The organism is Paenibacillus sp. PAMC 26794 (assembly GCF_000316035.1).
Taxonomy (GTDB): domain Bacteria; phylum Bacillota; class Bacilli; order Paenibacillales; family Paenibacillaceae; genus Paenibacillus.
Genome location: NZ_ANHX01000091.1, coordinates 77,998 through 100,885 on the forward strand (window position 1 = coordinate 77,998; position 22,888 = coordinate 100,885).

A 22,888-nucleotide genomic window follows, 5' to 3' on the forward strand; every position below is an offset into this window, starting at 1 on the left:
GAGCCATAATAATCTTGCAAGCTTGCAATTACATTACAGACACAGATTGAAGGGAGATTATAAATATGGCTCAAGGATCTCGTTCTAACAACTTGGTGGTACCTCAGGCAAATTCAGCACTGCAACAATTGAAAATCGAGGCTGCACAGGAACTGGGTGTAACTATCCCACAAGACGGTTACTATGGTAACTACACTTCCCGTGAAACAGGATCTTTGGGTGGATATATCACCAAACGTCTGGTACAAATCGCTGAGCAGTCTCTGGCTGGGTCTGGCAAATAATTTATTTTAACCAACAGCAACAAAACAGGATAAACAGAAAGCCCGGAGCGGAAACGCTCCGGGCTTTCTCGCGTATCAGTTCCTATGTCTGATTGTGCCTTGCCATGCTCACTTCGTCAAGGGCGTGCAGATAAAAGTTTTTTATCCATTTTCTCATCGCTTAACCAGCCTACATACGTATCAATCGTTTCAAAATTCCGATCCATCACAATCACAGCGACAAATGGATATTGTTTCCGGTGTCGATAACGTACATCTGCCCAGCGGACCTTGTAACCGGCAGGCAGTTCTTCAACCTCTGCCACCGCATAGGAGGTGAAATAGAGGAAGGCACTGACTTCCGGTGATTTGCGTGAAGCAGCAACGGCCGCATGAGTAGAAGACGAGGCTTGCAGACTCCATACCAGATTAGAACCATCCATTTTACCGATCACATAACTGCCGTCCTCAACTCGTTTAACCACATGCCAGCGGTTCCAGGATATCGTTGGAATGACGATGTATCTTGCCTGCTCTGGGCTGTTGTCGAGACGTCTGACTTTTCTGACCGCTTGTGCACGAGCAATCGTTCGCCATATATAATATAAACCGGTCAAACTATACAACGTAACGAAGAGTGGAGCAGGGGCGATCAGATCAAAGGCCCATAACAGGATAGCTATGACATGTGTAGTAAATAGAAACGGATCAAAAATATGAATGATGTTCCAGGCAATCCAGCGTTCCGTAAAAGGCCGGGCGGCTTGGGTTCCATAGGTGTTGAACAGATCGGTGAATACGTGAAAGCCTACGGCCACAGCGGTCCAGGTGGCAACGTGTCCAATAGGAACACCAGGGAATATCAGTGCAATGACGCCGGTGATGAGCAAAACCCATAACAGGAGAAATGGCAGAGAGTGTGACAAGCCCCGATGATTCCGAATGTAAAGCGAATTGCTTTTGAGACGTAACGCAGTATCAATGTCAGGGGCCTGGGAACCGGCGATCGTGCCAACCATTACCGCAGCTGCAAGCATGGGACTCGCCGCGACGACAGGATCGACATAAGCCAGACCGGCTAGACCAATCCCCATGACAAAATGTGTAGAGGTATCCATAAACGTCTCCTTTGTGTGGTGTATCGTTCTAAGACTTCTAAGGCATATTACTTCTCTATCTAGGTGATACCCATATATAGTGTATAATATCCGTTTGTCAGGATGCAAAACATCCCTAATTTCAAAGTTATGACAATTTCCTGCGACATACCCAATAAATGTACGTATTTTGTCAAACTATTTTGGCAGTTCCTATGATAAACTTTATATCGGATACAGTGAGAAAAATCGGCAGAGAACGTACGATACTATTCGAATGATATACAACGCTAAAATAATTTATGGGCATTGTTCCTTTAAACCGTTACAATAATATAGAATCTCATAAAAAGTAGGTTTCTTTGAATACATATGTCACAGTAGATGGATGAAACGAAACAAACGTGATTTTGGGTACACATATGTATGCGTATTCATAAGAGAAGATACAGAAGGGACGAGGAAGATGCTGAAAAAGTACAAATGGACATGGATGCTGCTTGGGCTCGCACTGATTATGGCTGTGTATCTGATGTGGGGCACTGTATTTGCCAGTAAGGAAAAATTACCCGAAATCCGGGAAATCCAATCCTTTTCCATGGAAAATGTAGATGGCAGTACGGTATCACTGGAGGATACCCAAGGGAAAGTCCGTTTGTTCTACTTTTATTTCACCAGTTGTCCGGATGTCTGCCCGATTACGACGTTTACGTTATCCCAGGTGCAGGATCTGTTGAAAGAGGACGACACCTTCGGTAAAGATGTCTCGTTTGTATCCATTTCATTCGACCCCAAAGTCGACACAAGAGAGAAGATTAAGACGTTCGCGGACCGCTTCCATGCGGATTATTCGGGATGGTACTTCTTGCGAGGGGATATGGACAAAACAAAACAGTTCGCCAGAGATTCATTTCAAATCCTGATCGATGGGGAGAGTAAGGACGATTTTGCCCATATGAACATGATCGGGCTGGTGGATGAGAACAACCAGCTGCGCAAGGTATATAACGCATTTAATACAGAGGACGTTGTGCCAGCTGTCATTGCTGAGGATATTCGCAATCTGATTAAGGAATAATCATCTGATACTCATATTGTAAAGGCTGCCTTTAGGTTGGATATCAATCCAAAGGCAGCCTTTTGGTATTTCATTTTAATAGGAGGGATGTTCAGGGTATTGGATGTATGTCTCTAACCCGGCTTTCTCCAGCTGGGCAATGATATACTCATCAGGTGTTCCTTCCACACCCGCATATCCTCGTCGTGTATACATCTGTACTGCATCCGGGAAAGCATCCCGAAGCACACCTCTTATTTTTTTGCCGGAACTGTCATTATCCATAAATAAAAAGACTTCATCGTAACCGACTTGCTTGCGCAGGGTCTCCAACTTGAGGGAATTAAGTGTTCCAAACGTACATAGAATGTTGATTTCGGGTCCAACCAGATGTTTCAGTTTGCTTCGGTCATTCTTACCTTCCACAATGACATGAATAGGCATGATATTCACCTCTTGTTCGAGAGCTTATGTCGACATTCCCCGGGAAATGTTGCAGCGAAAATCGACTGATTATATAAAATGGACTCCTTTCTTTACACGACTGCTAACTGGATAGAAAAACCCATCAAGTTTGAGGTCTTATTTCATAGATGCATCATTAGGGAAATAATAGCTGGCAGTGGCCGTTCCGGTTACGGATCGTTCTTCCGATCGCTGTTGTCTCCATATATTTCTGAATTACTTTTATAAAGTTAATATTTGGAGACAAAGGCGAACGCTACCGCTTCTTCAAAATCGATTCCGTCCCCTTCACTACTTTTGGCTAATTGTTCAACCTTAATGATCTTCAATAAGATAAAACCTTCGGTGATTGTGAAAGATAGATTTCCCAGTTAGCTTTTATCAACGTGTAAAACGTTAGTCCATTTTATATATAGTTTAGCTGTAAATGGGGGAATGATGCAAAGCTAATGAAAATACAGGCCTAATTGATGCCATAACGGTAGGGAAGAAGACTTGATACAGGCCTAATTTAATATACTTTTCGGGTCGGACAGGGAAGCTTCGCGTCTGGATGTATAGTATGGAAGCAGTAGCATACCAATCATTAACAAAAGAAACGCGATGAAATAGGGTGATAACCCGACACGAAGCTGTCCGGCTGTGATGGGGCCGATGAAAGAGCCGATGGAGGTGGCAATGGATTGCAGCGAGAAAATGCGGCCCAACTTGCTGCCTCCGCTCAGACGGATAAATAGGGTTGCCATAGCTGGAAAGATAATGCCTTTGGACATCCCGAGTACAAATAATACGGTGGTCAACGGAACTTGCGGAATGGCTGCCATCACAAAAAAACACAAGGACATTAACAGCACGCCCGCAACCAGACGCAGCTTGGGGGAATACCGGTTGAGAAATAACATACTGAGTGTGAAGAGTGCCCCAATACTGATAATAGAGAACAGCAGTCCGGTAGACATGATGGACGATTGTCCTCCTCCCCGCAGGGGTAATTCGAAGAAGAGAATACCTTGGGCACAGGCAATCACCAGAGGCAAGGCAAAATATCGCCAGGACACTGGCAGGAAAGCACTTGTGGCATCTGCTGGTGAAACGTCAGCTTTGGCAGGTTCAGTTACTCTCTCCTGCTGCTTGATGATGCCGCGGGGCATCGTCATGAAAGCAATGACACCTGTGAGAATAAGCAGATAGCCCAAGCCTGAGAATGTAGCAGAGAATCCCATGGAACCCACAATGATCGCACCGGCTGCTGGCGATATCACAGAGGCGAGGGTATGTACTACCCCGTGACCCGACATATACTTCCCCTGTTTCACCGGATCGCTGGATAACTGTGCAAGCAGGGCGAGACATGCAGGAGACAGGAAGGCAAGCACAAAACCGCTAATGGAACGCAGCGCCAGCAGTTGCCACGGTGTCTGGACATAGGCTTGTAAGAGCAGGATGAATCCTGCACCGAGCAGACTGAATACAATGTAGCGGCGACTCCCATGTTTATCGATTTGTGTTCCAGCAATCAGATTGCCAGGAAGATGCGTTAAGGAATAGATGCCCATCATCCAGCCAATGAAAGTAGGGGCGGCTCCCAGCGAGATGGCAAAAGGAGTCAGAATGGGATACTGGGCGTGCAAATCAAATACGGCAAGGAACAAAAACAGGTATAGCCAGATGGCCGTTTTCACATAAGCCCCTCCTTGTTAAGCGATGCATGTTCCAATTACAGGTCTTGAACGTGTTCCCGTTCGCCAGCAGAACCTCATGGTACTACTTGTACGCCCGGCGGGACGAACTTAGACCGTTTATTTTTAAGGGAGAGGGCTTAGCTGACAGCAGCTTCGGAAATCATGTATAATATTCGGGAGTGTTACGAATGAATCCTAATACGGAAGGTGTAGTCATGAACATAGAAGTAATCAAAGAGTTTGTGATGCAGAACTGGCTGGTGATCGTGGTTGCATTGATCATATTGTTCTTTGTTCTTAATGTGGTCAAAACCGTATTGAAATGGGCGATTGCCATCATCATTATTGCGGCTCTACTGATATACAGCGGCATCTCCATTGATCAGATCAAACAGACAGTGACAGACGTACAATCCAGCACGATGGACACATTGAAGAAGGAAGCAACCAGCATGATGCTTAAGGAGGCTTCCAAAGCGAAATACGTCAAAGGACAGGATGGAGCGTTCACCATCACAAGTCCCAATGTGGAGATTAAGGGCAGAACTCAATCGGATAAAGTCGATGTGACCTTCCGCGGAATTTCACTTGGCGAATGGAAGCTCGACAATGAAACTATACGTACGTTTGTCGAACAGGCACAAGAAAACAAAACAGCACCAGCATCGTAGTAAAGGGGGAATCGGTACGTGCTGCAGAATTGGCTGGACAGCCTGAAGGAATTGAATGGCATCACGATTATGCTGTTGCTGATTGTGGCTGCTTCATTATTGCAGGGTTGGTCCAGAGGGGCTTCGCGTTCAGCAGGCAGACTCTTTGGGTTCCTGATGGATGGCATTATGGCTGTCATTGGTATTCTGTTGTCGATCGGTTTAACGTTGTGGCTTGCGCCATATGTACAGCAATGGCTGTCTAAGTATGCTTCAGCCATGCCTAACCGTGAGTTGAACCGGTGGGAACAGATGTATTATACGTTGGTTACGGCGATTGCAGATTTTCCGCTGATGCGGTTCGCTGTATTATTTGTACTTAGCTATGGACTCATCCGACTGATTCTTGGGTTCCTCTCTTCATTTATTTTTAGCAGCAGGCAGAGGTCAGCCGAGGAAAGTGCGCCTAAAGGTATGTTTAGTCGGTTGACGGGTGCATTCATTGGCACGATCATAGGCTCCGTCCGCGGAATGATTGTCATTGCGGTTTTGTTCATGATAGTCAGTCTTTACCCCGGGAGTATGTTCAGCCGATATGTGGAAGCATCTCCGATCTATATGCAAGGGGCCAAATCGGTTATCGAACCGTTGTCTGGCACGTTTATCAAGGACAAGCTACCCGTATTTACGCAGGCTGTGCAGAAGGAACTGGGCGGCATCCTGCAACGCAAATATGAAGTCATCGATCACAATATTCCAACGGATATCGAATCTGCAGCGAGTGAGATTGTCAAAGGCCAATCGACAGATGAAGCCAAAGCAAGAGCGCTATACGACTGGGTAGGTTCACGTATTCAGTATGACTATGGTAAAGTGGATGACTATGAGCAAAAGGGCATATGGCATGAACAGAATCCACAGGATACATTTGATACACGCAAAGGCGTATGTATTGATTATGCCCGTCTCTATGCCGTGATGGCCCGTTCACAAGGACTTGAAGTCAAAGTTGTTACAGGACTTGGTTATAACGGCCAGGGAGGGTACGGTCCGCATGCGTGGAATGAGGTGTATTTGAGTGATTCCGAGAGCTGGGTTCCGCTTGACCCGACATGGGCGATCAGTGGAGACTGGTTTAATCCTCCGAATTTTGCCGACACCCATCTGAAAGATCAATCAGCTTAACATTACAACGGACATGGGTCCGGAATATGACGACGTTGCCAGGTTATCATGCCGCGAAGAATCAGTTTGAGCGGTATGCATCAAGTCATGAAAGAGGTAGGATGGATGAAAAAGCATTCCAATGAGAAGGATGAACTTACAGACAAACGGCGCTTCAGTTACCGAATGAACGTATTTTTCTTCGCTTCCTTTGTTATTTTTAGCGTTATTATTGTACGCTTGGCCTTTTTACAATTTGTCGAAGGGCCTGAGCTTAGTCAGGAAGAAGCAAGTAACATTACCAAGGATGTACCACTTCCTCCTGTGAGAGGCACGATCTATGATTCCACAGGTCAGGTGAAGTTGGCATACTCCAAGCCCATTCAGTCTCTCTACCTGACACTGTATAAAAACTATGGGGATGTTGATGGGAAACCGAGTCCTAACATAGGGGAAGTGCAGGATATTGCAACCCGGTTGCATGATGTGTTTGAACAGTACAAGCTGAAGGATTCAGAGCCACTTACGGTGGAGAAAATTATTGAAGAGATGGACTTGAACTCCCGCAAAGCGAACGGTTTCATGCCACGTCTGATCAAGAGTGATCTGTCCGAGGAAGAAGTTGCTTATTTCCTACAGCACAAGGACGAGTTCAAAGGTATTCAGATCGTCGAGGAGAGTGTACGTTTCTACGATCCGGATACGGTAGCGGTTCAGACCATCGGTTATCTGAAGAAGTTCAGAAGTTCGAAGTCCTTGAACAAATACAAAGAGGTGGACGAGGCCAATAAAACGCAAACGGATCCGGGCCTGGTGTATACGGAGAATGAATTTGTAGGCTTTGATGGACTCGAACTGCAATATCAGGATGCTCTCCGAGGCAAAAGCGGATATACATCCGTTGATGTTGATTTGCGTAATCTGCCTGAAGGTGTGGCTGGTTCTACCCCGCCGGAGAAAGGGTACGACCTGATTTCCAGCATTAACAAGAACGTTCAGGTGAAAACAGAACAGGCCATTCTGGATCAGTTGAGTTGGCTTCATCGCAATCCGGTTTCCGGTCGATTGCATCCGAATGCAAAGACCGGATTTGCAGTTGCGATGGAAGTGGATACGGGGAAAATCGTATCTGCTGCCAGTATGCCAGATTATGATACCAACATCTGGAGAACAGGCAGTATCACAAATGATCAGTATGATGATATCAAATATGTGTATCAAAATGGTACGATTCGTTCATTCCCTCCGGATGACTCTAAAAAGCGAGCTGAATCGATCGTGTTACTCGGCTCCACCATCAAACCGCTTAGTGTCTTGATCGGTTTGAAAGAAGGTTTCTTCACTACCAATACGGTTTATTCGGATAGAGGTTCAACGACCTTTGGTGGGGACAATCGCAGAGTGCAGAACTCATCAGGGCATGTGTATGGTGCAATGTATCCTCGTGATGCGATTCGTCATTCCTCGAACGTATTCATGATTGATGAGATTGGGAAGAAGATGTACTCAAAATATGGTGCGACCGGAATTGACAAATGGGATGAATACATGAAGCAGTTCGGCCTTGGGGTATCTACAGGGGTTGATTTGCCGAATGAATTCCTGGGTATACGGGATTACATGAACGACACGGAAAGCTCGTTGACTCGTCTCGTGTATGGTTCCTTTGGACAGCAGGGGAAATACACAACCATGCAGCTAGCACAGTACACGACAATGCTGGCGAACAAAGGAAAGCGGATGGAGCCACAACTGGTTAGAGAGTTCCGGGATTCGGAAGGCAACGTGGTCGAGAAAGTAAAACCGAAGGTACTCAGCACGGTGGAGTTTAACGATGCCTACTGGAATGAAGTACAACGAGGCATGGCAACCGAGGTATCTGCATTTAGCGGATTCCCTTATGACTTTGCTAGAAAAACAGGAACATCGACACAGGTAGTAGGCGGTAAACTGGTGGATAACGGTGTATTTATCGCCTATGCCCCACGTAATAATCCAAAGCTTGCTGTCGCTGTGGTTATCCCCGAAGGGGGCTTTGGATCGAGCAGTGCGGCTCCGGTTGCACGTGCGATCTTCGATGCCTATGACGAGGAATTCGGTCTTGACGGTATACCGAAGAAAGACAAAAATAAAGATTCAGAATCGGAATCAGGCACACAGTGATGTGAGGCATTGGTTACAGAGGGGACCCTTCGTGGGTCCTCTTTTTTGTTTTTACGTGGAGAATGGATCGTAAGAGTGAACTAATTAGTTGCATTAATATGTAACCATATGAGCTGTACCACGTTTATATAAGGGAAGGGTAAACGCGATCCGGAGAACGGGATAACGTTGATATGTCAGTGTTTACATTGGAATCGGTAGATGGGGTAGTGTAACGGTTCTGTTTACGAAAATGTAACCAAATATTGAAAGACGTGACAGCTAACCTTTGGTAGACTTGGTTGAGAAAGGATTAAATATTGGATTGAACGCGTTCACAAGACGGATTAAATATTTTATTTTTATAGAGGAACGGGAGAGGCTTAAAACATGTTTAACCGATTGAGAAAGAAACCCATGACTGAGGAAGATACACCTGTCAACAAGCCTTCCACCGCAAGGCTGAATCTGTTTTTTTTCGCGGCATTTGTCATATTCAGTATCCTTATTTTCAGATTAGCCTTTGTGCAATTTGTGGAGGGCCCTGAACTGACGTATATGGAAACGAGTCGTAATACCAAAGACATTCCACTCGCACCTGTTCGTGGTCCCATCTATGATGCGACAGGGGAAGTCGCGCTGGCTTATTCCGAACCTGTACAGTCCCTGTATGTGCTGTTATATGAGGATTATCGGAATGATGAACGCAGGCAGGAAGCGGAGGAACTGGCTCATGATCTGGCGGCTGTGTTTAAGCAGTTTAATCCAGGGGACAAAGAGCAGCCGGATGCGGAAGAGATCATCAAACGATTGGATCTCAAATCTCAGAAGGCACATGGGTATACCCCTCGCCTAGTGAAGTCGGATCTAACCACGAAAGAAATTGCTTATTTTATGGAAAAGAAGGCGGAGTATCCAGGTGCCATGGTACTGGAAGAAAACATTCGAAAATATGATCCGGATGGTGTTGCCGTCCAGGTGATTGGATATACAAGAGAGTTCAAAGGTCAACAGGAAAACTTGGATAAATATATAGAAATAAGCAAGGCGGAGGCAACAGAACGTGATCCTGGACTGCGCTATACCCAGCAAGAAAAAGTGGGGGTCGATGGTCTGGAATTGCAATATCAGGAAGAGCTTCGTGGACGTAGCGGTTACCAATCCATTGATATTAATTCACGTAATTTGCCAGAGGGGACGATGAAACAAACACCACCGGAGAAAGGTTACAGTCTGGTTTCCACCATTAACAAGGAAATTCAGATGGCCGCACAAGAGGCGATAACGGACGAATTGCGAAGACTCCCTAAGGCAATTACCGGATACGCAGTAGCCATGGAAGTGGATACGGGAAATGTTGTCGCTATGGCGAGTATGCCGGATTATGATCCGAACGATTGGGATTATGACAAAATTAAATATGTATTCCGGAACGGAACCACCGAGTCGTTCCCACCGAATGATGCCAAGCCTAGTCGGGCGGAATCCGTTGTACTCCTTGGATCAGTAATCAAGCCGCTAAGTGTCCTTATTGGATTGAAAGAGGGGTTATTTACAGCAGGACAAACCTATCATGATCAGGGATATGCGGTTTTGGGGAAAGACGGACGACAAGTGAAGAACTCGCATTCTGCTTATAATGGTTCTATCACGGCGAGAAGAGCGATCGAGAAATCCTCCAATGCGTTTATGATCGATATGGTAGGTAAACGTTTGTTAAGCAAATATGGCTCGGAAGGAATTGATATCTGGGACAAACACATGAAGGAATTTGGCTTGGGTGTGTCCACTGGTGTAGATCTGCCTAATGAATTTCTGGGTAGGCTAGAATATACTAATAAAGACGAATCAGCTCTAACACGTTTGGCATTTGCCTCGTTTGGACAGCAAGCCAAGTACACCACGATGCAACTTGCACAATATACCACCATGCTTGCCAATAAGGGCAAGCGGATGGAACCACATCTGGTGAAGGAAATCCGTGACGCGGACGGCAATGTGGTGAAAGAGATCAAACCTAAAGTGCTCAATGAAGTTGATTTTGCCGATGCGCATTGGAATGAAGTTCATAAAGGTATGGTTACTAAAGTAAGTTCATTTGACGGTTTCCCTTACGATTATGCTCGGAAAACAGGAACATCAGAGCAGGGAACCGGACCGAACAAAAAAGAGAATGGTGTATTTATTGCCTTTGCACCACGAGATAATCCGAAGCTTGCTGTCGCTGTTGTTGTTCCGGAAGGTGGGTTCGGGTCAGTCAGTGCTTCACCAATAGCACGGAAAATCTTCGATGCATACGATGAAGTGTATGGTCTCGATGGAACGCCGAAAGGTAAGAAAGACGAAGGAAAAAACAAAGAGTAATGCAAAAGAACGTCGCGGGAGTTGGCTCTTTTAACATCATGATCAGAAAGTTAATGAAGTGAATTAAATACATTTGGACAGGCAGGGGAAATAATCCCTTGCCTTTTTTTTTGGCTTCGGATAAAATTTGCACAAGGGAAACATTATTAGTCTTGATTAAAACTTAATACCTTGTACAACAAAATTAGATGTTGACAATTTTTTTAGGAGAGGGAAAGGGGACGAATGAATTGTTAATGGTGAAGATGAGGAGTATTCAGAGGGGGTTCATTACGCTAGCGGCTCTGGTTCTGGTTGTCGTACTTACGGCATGTTCAAGTGATGCAGAGACTGGCAGTGGTGGCAAGCTACAAGTAACCGCTACAACGGGAATGATTGCGGACGTAGCACGTGAGGTAGGCGGAGCATATGTTGATGTTACCGGGCTAATGGGCCCGGGCGTTGATCCCCACTTGTACAAGGCATCCCAAGGTGATATTCGCAAGCTGGAACAAGCCAAAGTCATTTTCTATAATGGACTGCATCTTGAAGGCAAAATGACAGACATTTTGGAGAAAATGTCCTCAAGCAAGCTGGTTACTGCTGTTACAGAGACTATTCCAGTCGAGGAGTTACACTCAGGCAAAGATACAGGCGGCACCGAATATGATCCACACGTCTGGTTTAACGTCAGCCACTGGATGCATGCGGCAGAAGCCGTACGCGATACGCTCGTGGAGGCGGACCCGGACCATGCGGAAAAGTACAAGGCTCAGGCAGAGGCGTATCTGGCGAAGCTCGAAGTACTGGATGCCGAGGTGCGTGAGAAGATTCTGGAGATTCCGGAAGCAAGCCGGGTATTGGTTACGGCGCATGATGCATTTGGATATTTCGGTCAGGCTTATGGCATGAAAGTGATGGGGCTTCAGGGCATCAGTACAGCAGCCGAATACGGCGCAAAAGATGTTAGCGAACTGCGGGATTATCTCGTAGATAACCATATCAAAGCAGTATTTGTTGAATCGAGTGTACCTGCAAAAGCGATGGAAGCCATCATTGCCGGAGCAGCTCAAAAAGGACATACGGTCAGCATTGGTGGAGAACTGTTCTCGGATGCCATGGGGGCTGAGGGAACGGAAGAAGGCACATACATCGGTATGATTCGCCACAATGTTGAGACGATTGTAGAAGCACTGAAATAATGAATCACATGAAGAGAGGAGTTACAGGATTATGGAAGATACAACTTTATTGGAACAAACTCCTACTAATCTGAACAATAGTCACTTGCAGGGAACGCAGCCAACATCGGCTCCTCTTAGTGTGAGGGATCTGGCTGTTGCGTATCACAAAAAGCCGGTGCTTAGCAGCGTATCCTTCGATATTCCGGAAGGACAGCTCATCGGTATTCTTGGCCCAAATGGCGCAGGGAAATCAACACTGATCAAAGCCGTTCTGGGACTGGTACCGAAGATGCATGGAGAGGTACGGATCTTCGGACAATCGTACAGGGAACAACGTCGCCGCATCGGTTATGTGCCCCAACGGGAATCGGTGGATTGGGATTTTCCAACGCATGCACTCGATGTGGTGATGATGGGACGGTATGGTCATCTAGGCTGGTTCCGTCGTCCGGGGAAAAAAGAGCGGGATCTGGCGGCACACTGCCTGGAGCAAGTCGGCATGGGCGATTACATGTACCGCCAGATCAGTCAGCTGTCCGGTGGACAGCAGCAACGTGTCTTTCTGGCGCGGGCACTCGTGCAAGACGCAGATCTGTATTTCATGGATGAGCCGTTTGCAGGTGTGGATGCCACCACAGAGAAAGCGATCATTTCGCTTTTGGAACAGTTGAAGAAACAAGGCAAGACGGTACTGGTTGTTCACCATGATCTGGCGACAGTCGAGGAATACTTCGACCATGTGCTGCTGCTCAATGGACGACTGGTGGCAGGTGGGCCGACAAGTGAAGTATTTGTACCGGATACACTGCAAGAGACGTACGGAGGCCGGATTGCGATGATCGGAAGCCGGACGGAGAAAGGCCAGGTGTAGTGCATGTGGAACTGGATCGTTGCCATCTTATCTGACCCCAATACACGTTGGATATTGCTTGGCTGTCTGTTGTTAGGATTCAGTAGCGGAATTATTGGCTCCTTCACCTTTCTTCGTAAACAGAGCCTGATGGGGGATACCCTTGCTCATGCTGCTCTGCCTGGGATCTGTATTGCATTTATGTTGACGGAAACGAAGTCGGTCGGATTATTCCTGTTCGGTGCTCTGGTGGCTGGCATTGTCGCTACCTTCGGAATCTCGTGGATTACGCGCTACTCCCGAATCAAGCAGGATGCGGCGATGGGAATTGTGCTGACCGTATTTTTCGGGGTTGGTGTAGTGATGCTGACGCGCATCCAGCATGGGGCGAGCGGAAGTCAAAGCGGACTCGATAAATATTTGTTTGGGCAGGCGGCATCCATGGTCATGACGGATGTGTATGTTATGGGTGGCGTATGTCTTGTATTACTGATTGCCTGTCTTGCCTGGTTCAAGGAATTCAAACTGGTGAGTTTTGACCCGGGATTTGCACGTGGTATGGGTCTGCCAGTTGCCATGTTAGAGCAGCTCATCCTGCTCTTGACGGTGATCGCGGTGGTGGCCGGAATTCAGGCTGTTGGTGTGGTGCTTGTTGCGGCCTTGCTGGTAACCCCAGCAGCAGCGGCACGTTGCTGGACCGACTCACTCGCACTGATGGTGGTATTGGCTGGCATATTTGGTGCATTGAGTGGTGCAACAGGCACGATCTTCAGTACGCTTGTACCTAATCTGCCGACAGGACCTGTAACCGTTCTTGCGGCTACGGTGTTGTTTGCCGGATCAGCCTTGCTGGCTCCGCGTCGCGGATTATTAGCTCGACGGTTGCGTAGTATTCAGGCGAAATCGGCGTATATGCGTGAAGAGCGGGCTACACTTCAGACTCTCGCCACACAGCGAAATCAGCAGGAACGGGGGGAGATGTAATGGCAACGTTTTGGATTATCTTAACGGCCGTATTGGTATCTTCCGCCTGCGCCATCCTCGGTTGTTTTCTGATTCTGCGGCGAATGGCTCTGGTCGGTGATGCGATCAGCCATGCGGTTCTCCCCGGTATTGCGATTGCTTTCCTGTGGAGCGGTTCCAGAGATTCGTTATGGATGCTACTTGGTGCAACGGTGTTTGGACTACTGACGGTGTTCTTCATACAGAGTTTGCAGGCCGGTGGACTGTCGTCCGATGCCTCGATCGGAATTGTGTTTACTGCACTCTTCGCAGTAGGGGTCATACTGATTAGTCTGAACGCCCAGCATATTGATCTGGATCTGGACTGTGTCTTGTTTGGTGAGATCGCTTATGTACAGTGGGATACGCTAACCCTTGGGGGTACGGATGTCGGTCCGAGGGCAGTCTGGATGCTGGGTATCACTTTGCTGGTGATCCTCGTCGTTGTTGGGCTGTTCTACAAACAGTTCAAGCTATGTGCCTTCGATCCGGCACTGGCTGCGGCCTGCGGCATTCCAGTGGTGCTGTTCCACTATCTGCTCATGGGACTCGTTTCGATGACGTCCGTAGCTTCATTTGAGAGTGTTGGTTCGATTCTCGTGGTGGGCATGCTGATAGTACCTGCGGCGACGGCTTACCTGCTCACAGATCGTCTGGGCAAAATGATTCTGTATGCCGTCCTGATCGGAGCAGCATCTTCGGTTGGAGGTTACATCATGGCATACGCCCTGGATGCTTCCATTGCGGGCTGCATGGTAGCTGTTGCTGGGATTTTATTTGTTCTCGCACTGCTGCTGTCACCGAAACATGGCATCGTATTCCGTTACGCTCGTCGCAAATTCGCCGCAAGGTAATGGAAGTTTAAGTGAATTACAGGTGAAATAAACAAGATTATAAGAAGCCGTCTGCATTGCAGACGGTTTTCTGCGTGTCTGGTCGTATTACTTTTACAAGGGCAACCAGATATAAGATATGCAATATAAAATGATAATGTAGCGTCATCCTGCCGATTACGGGTTATTTTGTTGCATACAGATGATCTGTGGTAAAATGTCGTTAGCTGTGACGTCCGGAGCGTCCGTTGTTACGGGTGCCGGGCGATCTTGTTGTGAAAGAATGTTTAAAATTAGATAAAGAGAACCTTTAAGTTGAACTGGAGAACCATTGTGGAACGGAGAGGGCAGAAAGGACCTAGGGAAGGGAGATTGTTTATTTACTTTTTTCTTCGAATTAGGTGTTATGAGGTCTAAATAAACACGTAACGGTTACCTTGTATAATCTCAATACACTAAAGAAAAAGGTAATTCTGAAACAAAGATACTACCACTCGAAAGGTTTTCTGCCCGCGTAGTGCCTGAATGGATATCCATGAGTTCAACTTGGAGAGAGACAACCTAGGAGGAACTACTGTATGAGTGAACTGAAATACAAATTGCTGGCACTAGATATGGATGGAACATTACTTAACGATAATCATGAAATTACACAGGAGACCGCCAAGTGGATTCAAATTGCCATTCGTCGGGGTGTACATGTGTGCCTTTCTACGGGAAGAGCCGTATTTCACGCGATGCCTTATGCGGTTCAACTTGGACTGGAGACACCAATGGTAACCGTTAACGGTAGTGAGGTCTGGAAAGCCCCGCATGATCTGCATATGCGACATCTGATGGACCCGGCATTGATTCGCCAAATGCAGGAGATCGGTGAGAAATATAACAGCTGGTACTGGGCATACTCCGTGGAAGAGCTGTTCAATCGTGACCGTTGGACGGACAATATTGAAGGTCTGGAATGGTTGAAATTCGGCTTCAATACGGAAGTGGATGAAGTTCGTCACCAGATTATGATGGAACTGCAACAACTGGGCGGTCTGCAAATGACCAACTCCTCACCCGTTAATATTGAGATCAACCCTGCTGGTGTATCCAAAGCAAGTGGTGTAGCGGAAGTCTGCAAGCTGCTGGGCATCGAGATGTCCGAAGTTGTTGCTGTCGGAGACAGTTTGAATGATCTAGCTGTCATTGAGGCCGTGGGTCTTGGTGTAGCGATGGGTAATGCGCAGGAGCAGGTGAAGGAAGCGGCTGATCTGATCGTAGCGAGTAACAATGAAGACGGCATCGTCGAAGTGATCCGTGAACATATTTTGAAGGGGGAGTAACCTTTGCTCGCAACCGTTGCCTGGATTTTAATTGTGCTGCTGTTTGCAGTGGGGATGGCTGGAACGGTATATCCCATACTGCCTGGTGCTGTAGCGATTTTCTTCGCGTTTCTGGTCTACGGCTGGTTCTTCAGCTTTGATCCGTTTGGTGTGTGGTTCTGGATCATTCAGATACTGATTGTTGTTGTCCTGTTTGTGGCTGATTATGTCGTCAGTGCATGGGGTGTGAAGAAGTTCGGTGGCTCCAAGTTATCGACCACGCTGAGTACCATTGGTGTTATCATTGGCCCATTTGTCATTCCGGCATTCGGACTGGTATTGGGACCATTTATCGGGGCTTTTATCGGGGAACTGATCGGAGGGTCTTCACCTTCCAAAGCGTCAAAAGTTGGATTTGGTTCCGTTGTGGGGCTATTTACGAGTACTGTGATGAAAATTATTTTGCAAATCGTCATGATTGTTCTCTTTATTATCTGGGTGGTAAGATTCGCCTAAACGTTCAGGATTAGCTTCAACGGGATGCACGTCCGGTGTGGAGGAAAGAAGGGGAATTCGTTTGTCTAAGAAAGAAACATTCATTAGGGGTACGCTCATTCTGGCGGCCGCTGCGCTGATCGCAAGAGTACTCGGATTGGTTCAACGGGTGCCGCTGGAGCATATCCTCGGAGATGTTGGTAACGCATCGTTTACGATCTCCAATACGGTATATTTAATGCTGTTAACTGTAGCAACGGCGGGCATACCGAGTACACTTAGTAAAATGGTATCGGAACGTTATGCGCTCGGACGCGCGAGTGAAGCCCAACAGATCTACCGTGCAGCCCTGATCTTTGCCGCTGTTGCCGGGGTAGTCATGTCTGCTTTATTGTGGTTCGCGGCACCTTATTATGCCACGTATGTCTCCAAAGTACCGGCATCAGTCAGCGCCATTCGCGCCTTGGCTCCAGCCTTGCTGCTGTTCCCGGCGATTGCGATGATGCGTGGATATTTCCAGGGACGCGGCAACATGACAGCGGGTGGTATTTCACAGATTGTTGAACAGTTCGCCCGTGTAGGTACAGCCATTATCGTGGCTTATGTCATGCTGCAATGGAATTATGATGACCAGACGATTGCTGCAGGTGCCTCATTTGGTGGGGTATTAGGAAGTGTGGGTGCCTTCGGTGTCATGCTGTACTTCACCTTGAAGCTGCGTCGTAGCGACCGTGCGGCCCAATTGAATTACGAGCGTGCAGAGCAGTTACCGATGCGAGGTATCTACAGTGATATCTTCAAGCTGTCTATTCCAATTGTACTGTCTTCACTTGCAGTTCCAGCCATTAACTTCATCGATTCATCCCTAGTGGTACCACTGCTTAGTGGCCAGATCGGACTCGAAGAAGCGACAGGTGTACTTGCGATCCTGGGTGCGAAAGCCCAAAGTATTGCGGGTATTCCCCCGATTCTGGCTATCGCTTTGAGTCAATCATTGGTGCCTGTCATATCGGCAGCATTTGCCCGCAAGGATGAAGCTCATCTGGAGAGTCAGGTTACACTTGCGTTGCGCATTTCGATTCTGACAGGTATGCCGATTGTTATTGCGCTTTGTGCGGCAGCGTATTCGGTTAATGGATTGCTGTTTACCAATCTGGATGGAACGCCGATCATTGCCTTGTTAACATTCGGTACCATTTTCCAGATTACGATGATGACCACCAACTCCATTTTACTCGGGGTAGGGAAACCGCGGATTACGATGGTCAGTGTGGCAGCAGGTGTTGTGATCAAACTGATCGCAAGTCTGATTCTGGCGCCGATCTTTGGCATTTACGGTATCATTATTGCAACAGCCCTTTGTTTCCTGGTCATCACGTACCTGAATCTGCGGGTCCTTCGCAAAATCGTTGATTTCTCCATCATGGGAGATCGTTGGAAAGGGTTTATCATTACAGTGTTGCTTGCAGCAGGTGTAGGATTTGCAACGAACTGGATTGGGAATATGATCTTTGGACTGTTCCTGCCAGCGCGTGTATCCTTCTTGCTTACCTGCCTTGTGGTTGGTGTGCTTGTTGTGGTGGTGTATCTGGTTCTCATGGTTGTGCTGCGTGTACTGCGCAAGGACGAGCTGGGCAGTTACCCCCGTATTCTGCAAAAAATTCTTCGTCCACTTATGCGTCTTCAACGTGGAGCTGGGCAAAGAGGTTAAAAATGCAAAAAGCATCATCCATGCTCCAATATTTTATGAAAATAGGATACAAGCTCTGTCTGCTGTTAAGCGGACAGGGCTTTTTGTATAGTTAAGGAGAGCTGAGCGACTGAACTCGACATTAGCCCCGCAAGCGAGGGTTAGCGGTACATCGGGGTATCATATCATCCGTCTTTGCCTGCTCTATATGATCTTTAGCATTAGTGTGTGATGGCTTTAGCATCATGAGCCAGTGCTGTTTTCAGCATGCCATACCGATGTTCGTGGCTCATCTCAAACAGCCATGGCCGACGCGGTGCCGTCAGATAACCGAGACAATCTCGAGTCTGAAGCCAGTCCTGTCTGGTAATCGGTTCATAAGGCGTGTCCCCCCATACGGAGAGCAGTTCCGGACTATATAATCGTTGCCCATTGGGTAGCCATTCCTCATCCAGTAACGCCTGAGCGTATAATGTATGTTCACCCGCCTCGTCTTCACGATTGGTAAACAGGTCAGGCCAATATTCAGCGCGCGAGCCACGATGGGGAACCGAACGTGCGAACTCCAACACTTGTATGTGTACTTGCTCCACGCCAAACAACAGGGCATACAGTCCTTTGCCAAACATGATTCGCTCATCCAGTTTGCCAAAATGTTCAATGACGCGTCCTGCGAGTCCTGCTCCCCGTCCAAGAGGAAAGACGATATGATTCAGACCGGCCAGATTATGCAGATGGAATGCGAGCTTGGAGAGTACTTCTTTTTGAAAATAAGGATGCTGCACGACCCGGCTCTCGATATAGTTCTGCTCATTAATAATTAATGCCACACTAAGCAGTGAACTGCACCGTTCCAGCCAAAAGCGTTCCCAAAACGGCGTCATGAACGCCGATATGTGAAAGTGCGACAAGAGATGGAAACAGCTTCGTCCGATCCGGCGACTGTTCATATACAGCAGAAGCTGGGGATATGCATCCTGGAAAATGAGTGCATTGCACCGCTCCAGCAGCCGATACATATGCTCGCGATCGCTTTGATTCTGTAGATTATGCATTAAGTCACTCTGAAGATCTGTCATGTGATATCCGCCGTTGCGAGAGACCATATGGGCCAGCAGTGCCCAATGCAGTTCGGGATATTGCTCATAACATTCCAGATAGGCTGCCGTGCGGGTGATATTACTCCGATTGTGCTCCTGAGTCAGTGTCTTAATCTCTTCCAGAATGATGCAATCTTCTTCGCAGACGAGTGCGCTTTGAACCTGGTCCGTGCGTGCAAAAGACTTGCCGCTGGCAGGTAACGAACGCTCCACCTCAGACTGTAAGGCAGCTGCCGTATCGGTATCCCACTCGATCTCACGCAATGGGTGACGAAGCTGTGCAGAAGCTTGCCATGCAGCCTGTTTGCCACGCCAGATTTCACGGGCAGCACCCGGAATGGAACGGACCATCTGCAGGAGGGACCCGTGATGCTGTTCGCTGGAAGAATCGGTTCTGGTGGAAGTCATGATGTGACATCCTTTCATGATGTTCTGGGTTTAATTTCACAGACCATGTGGTTTATTCTAAGTATGCGCTGATTATTTGACTTCCACTCGCCAATTTGCTTCACTTAGGGTAAGACAAGGTACAGAAAGGGAGATGAACCGAATGGAACAGATTACTTCCAAACCGGCTTTTGATGTAGCCATCCAATCCCCACGTTTGACGATTGCCGTATTCAAGGCAGACTGGTGTGGCGACTGCAAATACATCGATCCGTTTATGCCTGAGGTTGAAGAGAAATATGCACGTGAACTGACCTTGATTGAGGTTGACGTGGATCAGGTTGGAACGGTTAGTGAAGAGCAGAATATTCTTGGCATTCCGAGCTTTGTGGCATATACAGATGGCCGCGAACTCGTACGGTATGTGAACAAGCTGCGCAAGTCGAGAGAAGAGATTGAGCAGTTCCTGGATCGCGCAGTTGAGGTGTACAACACGATCCATAAATAATGTTATATAAGTTCAACTAATGAATATTTACACAGACACACAGACACTCCGATGACAGAATAACCTTTCGATCGCTGTTATCCCCAGATTTCTTTGATCCCTTTTATAAAGGGGAGAAATCCGGGGATAAAGGCGAACGCTCCGCTTCTTCTGGTTATTTCTGTCCTCTCCGTTATTGTGTAAATGTTTCATGAACTTATATAAAAGTATGACAGGTTCATGTTGTAAAAGGGTATAATAAAAAGAACGCCATTTCTCTTGAAATAGGGAAATGGCGTTTGTGTGTTCGACACGTTCTATGTAAGAAACGTTTCTGTACATATCCTCAATGACCTGCGGGTCATTATTTCACCAGACGTTAACATTTTGTCACAAAGCGCGACGTCAATGAACATTTTATCCGGTATAATGAATTTAGTTGTGAAATAAGTGTCAAAGTACCGAAACAAGCGGAGAATAATCTTCGCCATCTTAAACCAACAGCGGGTGAGAAAAAATTGAAACACTTAACTTTGTTTAAATGGTTAACCGTATTAACCTGTCTTGTCATGTTTCTGGCCACTTTTGGTGGAGGCATTGTAACCAAAACGGAATCGGGCCTTGGCTGCGGAACGGAATGGCCTTTATGTAACGGAAAACTCGTTCCGGCACATACTGTGGCTTCGCTTATCGAATATTCCCATCGCGCTGTAAGCGCACTGGCTGGACTGTTGTCCATTGCCTCGTTTGTTGCTTTTCTGCGGTTCGGCAAGTCACGCCGTGACCTGCAATTGTTTTCTTTCTTAACCTTGGTATTTGTTATCGTCCAGGGAATCATGGGGGCTTTTGCCGTCGTCTTCTCCCAATCTTCAGCAGTCATGGCACTGCATTTCGGCTTTGCACTGATTGCTTTTGCCAGTTCTCTAATGATGGCGCTGGGCATAAGGCAGGAGGCCAAAGATGGCGGATTAGAGCGCCTGAATAAATACCCTCGGGTTAGTAAAAAATTCAGGAATCTGGTCTGGTTCTCCACCATTTACACATATCTCGTGGTATACACGGGTGCATTTGTGAGTCACACGGATTCTGCCGGCGGATGCTCCGGATTTCCGCTCTGTAACGGTCAGATTATTCCTGAGCTTTCCGGTGGGGTTGCAGTTGCCTTTGCTCACCGTGCAGCTGCTGCGTCGCTCGTGATTGTTATCGCAATTCTGGGTCACTTCGCTTACCGTAATCATCCGGACAACAAGGAAATGCGAACTCTTGGTGTGGTATCCGTTGTTCTCATTCTGATGCAAGTAGTCATCGGTATCTCCATGATGTTTACCATGAGCCGTCCGGAAGTATACATGTTCGTAGCTCTCGCTCATATGCTGGATATCGCCATATTGTTCGGGGTCTTAACGTATATGAGTTTCCTGGTGTACAAGCTGAATCGCCCGGTTAATCGTTTTTAAATATGAAAGTCCACCATCCAGTGATGTACATCATTGGACAGGTGGACTTTGTTTGATGTCAGGGGGATCAGGGCAACCTATGGCAAGCAGCAATTACACGGAATGGATGATGTGTTACGTTTACGGTGATGAAATCTTTTTGATTTGGAAAAGAGGAGGTTAGATATGCTGCGAACGTTGTTGGGGGAAAAGCCACGTATAAACGAAGGTAAATTGAAGGCAGCGATGGACGCAATGGCGCATACGCTTGAGCTATTTCAACGACAAATGCATGTGGACCATGATCCCACGCATGACTATCGGAAACTGTATGTGTGGACTCAGGGACTCATCTCCTCACTGGATGAACTGGAGCAAAGCTGTTTCGCTGCTGCTCATTTTCGCAAAAAGGTCGTTGCAGGTTCAACGGATGATATGACGCCGACTGAAAAAGCCGAGTATGCCCGGTATGTGTATTTCTACAAAGATGGCTTTATCCGCTGCTTTGCCATTCTGGATAAAGTGGGCACGGTATTAAATGAAATATTCCAGTTGAATACTTCAAATACCAAAGCGCATTTTTCTTATTTTACTGTGTTAAGGCAGTTCGACTATGCGAGGGAGCATCATGATCTTGCATTGCAATTAATACAGATCAAGGACTCTTATCGTGAGCCGATGAGCAAGCTGCGCAAGCGGCGTAATATGGAAATTCACTACATGAACTCCGAAATGCACGATGACCTGTGGCAGTTACACCAGACCTTGCAAGGAAAAGTGAAATTGGAGGATCTGAATCAGCATGTGCAGGAAATGCGTCAGGGCGTCGACATGGTCTGTGAAACGTTAACAGCCTCTTATAGTTACATCAACAAAATATGGAAAAGGAATAATTCCCTTTGACAAATCGGAATACTTGGAATATACTGAGTTTCAATCGAAAGTTACACGGATATAACTGATATTTCGGAAGTTACGTTCACATTATAAAGCATAAACTACATGAACTTATAAAATCCTACAACAACATATTTCTTATCGAGAGCGGCGGAGGGACAGGCCCGATGAAGCCCGGCAACCGATTTGTAACGACATGATACATGTATCATTCGTTATAGATGTTAGGTGCTAATTCCTACAAAATGGTGCAAGACACGATTTTGGCAGATGAGAAGGTATATTCTTTCACGTGAAGAGCCCTCTTTGTATCTGCAAAGGGCTCTTTTTTGTACTTTAAGGGGAGTTTTCCTTTAG

The 22,888-nt window shown here is 46.9% G+C and carries 20 protein-coding genes and 1 riboswitch; of the genes, 16 read left to right on the forward strand and 4 right to left on the reverse strand.

Annotation, left to right across the window (positions count from 1 at the left end):
- Positions 1–65: 65 nt before the first annotated feature.
- Positions 66–284, forward strand: a complete 219-nt coding sequence (locus D829_RS0128840; protein WP_017692386.1) for an alpha/beta-type small acid-soluble spore protein — start codon at positions 66–68, stop codon at positions 282–284.
- 116 nt (positions 285–400) lie between these two features.
- Here the strand turns inward: D829_RS0128840 and D829_RS0128845 are convergent, their stop codons facing one another.
- Positions 401–1,381, reverse strand: coding sequence for a metal-dependent hydrolase (locus tag D829_RS0128845; protein WP_017692387.1), 981 nt, complete (start codon positions 1,379–1,381; stop codon positions 401–403).
- Between the two features lie 445 nt (positions 1,382–1,826).
- Here D829_RS0128845 and D829_RS0128850 point away from each other — a divergent pair, with 445 nt between their 5' ends.
- Positions 1,827–2,438 carry an SCO family protein gene (locus D829_RS0128850; RefSeq protein WP_017692388.1) on the forward strand — a complete coding sequence of 204 codons (612 nt, stop codon included), beginning with the start codon at positions 1,827–1,829 and terminating at the stop codon, positions 2,436–2,438.
- 75 nt (positions 2,439–2,513) lie between these two features.
- Here D829_RS0128850 and D829_RS0128855 read toward each other — a convergent pair whose 3' ends face one another.
- Together D829_RS0128855 and D829_RS0128865 are read right to left on the reverse strand one after the other, a co-directional pair.
- Entirely contained in the window at positions 2,514–2,861 is a 348-nt protein-coding gene (locus D829_RS0128855) for a toprim domain-containing protein (RefSeq protein ID WP_017692389.1), read from the reverse strand.
- Between the two features lie 527 nt (positions 2,862–3,388).
- Positions 3,389–4,564, reverse strand: a complete 1,176-nt coding sequence (locus tag D829_RS0128865; RefSeq protein WP_017692390.1) for an MFS transporter — start codon at positions 4,562–4,564, stop codon at positions 3,389–3,391.
- Positions 4,565–4,752: 188 nt separating this feature from the next.
- Here D829_RS0128865 and D829_RS0128870 point away from each other — a divergent pair, with 188 nt between their 5' ends.
- The 11 genes from D829_RS0128870 (at position 4,753) to D829_RS0128920 (ending at position 18,245) form a co-directional block, all read left to right on the forward strand.
- Positions 4,753–5,235 (forward strand): hypothetical protein, encoded by a 483-nt coding sequence (locus D829_RS0128870; RefSeq protein WP_017692391.1) that lies wholly within the window; start codon positions 4,753–4,755, stop codon positions 5,233–5,235.
- 18 nt (positions 5,236–5,253) lie between these two features.
- Entirely contained in the window at positions 5,254–6,399 is a 1,146-nt protein-coding gene (locus D829_RS0128875; RefSeq protein ID WP_017692392.1) for a transglutaminase domain-containing protein, read from the forward strand.
- 105 nt (positions 6,400–6,504) lie between these two features.
- Positions 6,505–8,541 (forward strand): penicillin-binding transpeptidase domain-containing protein, encoded by a 2,037-nt coding sequence (locus D829_RS0128880; RefSeq protein ID WP_017692393.1) that lies wholly within the window; start codon positions 6,505–6,507, stop codon positions 8,539–8,541.
- Between the two features lie 396 nt (positions 8,542–8,937).
- Complete coding sequence (locus D829_RS0128885; protein ID WP_152417174.1) at positions 8,938–10,884, forward strand: penicillin-binding transpeptidase domain-containing protein; 1,947 nt, start codon at positions 8,938–8,940, stop codon at positions 10,882–10,884.
- Between the two features lie 236 nt (positions 10,885–11,120).
- The gene (locus tag D829_RS0128890) at positions 11,121–12,065 is read left to right on the forward strand and encodes a zinc ABC transporter substrate-binding protein (protein WP_017692395.1); all 945 of its coding nucleotides are present in this window, start codon (positions 11,121–11,123) and stop codon (positions 12,063–12,065) included.
- Positions 12,066–12,096: 31 nt separating this feature from the next.
- Positions 12,097–12,918, forward strand: a complete 822-nt coding sequence (locus D829_RS0128895; RefSeq protein ID WP_017692396.1) for a metal ABC transporter ATP-binding protein — start codon at positions 12,097–12,099, stop codon at positions 12,916–12,918.
- A gap of 3 nt (positions 12,919–12,921) precedes the next feature.
- Complete coding sequence (locus tag D829_RS0128900) at positions 12,922–13,881, forward strand: metal ABC transporter permease (protein ID WP_017692397.1); 960 nt, start codon at positions 12,922–12,924, stop codon at positions 13,879–13,881.
- Positions 13,881–14,753 carry a metal ABC transporter permease gene (locus tag D829_RS0128905; RefSeq protein ID WP_017692398.1) on the forward strand — a complete coding sequence of 291 codons (873 nt, stop codon included), beginning with the start codon at positions 13,881–13,883 and terminating at the stop codon, positions 14,751–14,753. Before D829_RS0128900 ends, D829_RS0128905 begins: the two co-directional genes overlap by 1 nt.
- Before the next feature lie 557 nt (positions 14,754–15,310).
- Positions 15,311–16,060, forward strand: a complete 750-nt coding sequence (locus tag D829_RS0128910) for a Cof-type HAD-IIB family hydrolase (RefSeq protein ID WP_017692399.1) — start codon at positions 15,311–15,313, stop codon at positions 16,058–16,060.
- 54 nt (positions 16,061–16,114) lie between these two features.
- Positions 16,115–16,555 carry a DUF456 domain-containing protein gene (locus tag D829_RS0128915; protein WP_047841365.1) on the forward strand — a complete coding sequence of 147 codons (441 nt, stop codon included), beginning with the start codon at positions 16,115–16,117 and terminating at the stop codon, positions 16,553–16,555.
- A 61-nt stretch (positions 16,556–16,616) separates the two neighbouring features.
- Positions 16,617–18,245: a polysaccharide biosynthesis protein gene (locus D829_RS0128920; protein WP_017692401.1), complete on the forward strand. Its 1,629-nt coding sequence runs from the start codon at positions 16,617–16,619 to the stop codon at positions 18,243–18,245.
- A 200-nt stretch (positions 18,246–18,445) separates the two neighbouring features.
- On the opposite strand, the gene D829_RS0128925 is transcribed toward D829_RS0128920, so the two are convergent.
- A complete protein-coding gene (locus tag D829_RS0128925; RefSeq protein WP_017692402.1) occupies positions 18,446–19,732 on the reverse strand; it encodes a DUF2515 family protein in 1,287 nt (428 codons plus the stop codon).
- A gap of 142 nt (positions 19,733–19,874) precedes the next feature.
- Here D829_RS0128925 and D829_RS0128930 point away from each other — a divergent pair, with 142 nt between their 5' ends.
- From D829_RS0128930 to D829_RS0128940, 3 genes are all read left to right on the forward strand, one after another.
- The gene (locus tag D829_RS0128930; RefSeq protein WP_017692403.1) at positions 19,875–20,219 is read left to right on the forward strand and encodes a thioredoxin family protein; all 345 of its coding nucleotides are present in this window, start codon (positions 19,875–19,877) and stop codon (positions 20,217–20,219) included.
- A 497-nt stretch (positions 20,220–20,716) separates the two neighbouring features.
- Complete coding sequence (locus tag D829_RS0128935; RefSeq protein WP_017692404.1) at positions 20,717–21,655, forward strand: heme A synthase; 939 nt, start codon at positions 20,717–20,719, stop codon at positions 21,653–21,655.
- Positions 21,656–21,820: 165 nt separating this feature from the next.
- Positions 21,821–22,537, forward strand: coding sequence for a Cthe_2314 family HEPN domain-containing protein (locus D829_RS0128940; protein WP_017692405.1), 717 nt, complete (start codon positions 21,821–21,823; stop codon positions 22,535–22,537).
- A 129-nt stretch (positions 22,538–22,666) separates the two neighbouring features.
- Positions 22,667–22,808: riboswitch (SAM riboswitch) on the forward strand.
- Positions 22,809–22,888: the final 80 nt, after the last annotated feature.